The organism is Sagittula salina (assembly GCF_017813235.1).
GTDB lineage: Bacteria > Pseudomonadota > Alphaproteobacteria > Rhodobacterales > Rhodobacteraceae > Sagittula > Sagittula salina.
In genome coordinates this window covers 1-275 of the sequence record NZ_JAGISH010000054.1, presented here as the reverse complement: position 1 = coordinate 275, position 275 = coordinate 1, and the positions used below count along the sequence as shown (strand labels likewise).

At 42.5% G+C, this 275-nt stretch carries 1 tRNA gene; it reads right to left on the bottom strand.

Features of this window, described 5'->3' with window-relative positions:
- Positions 1-148: 148 nt before the first annotated feature.
- A tRNA-Ala gene (locus tag J5474_RS22540) sits at positions 149-224 on the bottom strand.
- Positions 225-275 lie beyond the last annotated feature (51 nt).

Below are 275 nucleotides of genomic sequence, written 5' to 3'. Positions count from 1 at the left end.
CAGGAAACTGTGATAAATCACAGAGGTTAATAACAACGAAGCGAATCATACGCCTCTTTCTTACTAAGCTCTATAAGCTATCTAGCTGTTTGTATGTTTCTTAGCTCATCTTACGTTTGCTTGATCATTTCAAGATCAATGTAAGTGATGGTGGAGACTAGGAGAGTCGAACTCCTGACCTCCTGCGTGCAAAGCAGGCGCTCTACCAACTAAGCTAAGTCCCCAGCTTATCAATAAGTCAATGTATCGTTCTGTTTCTGCTTGCGCTTCGTCAG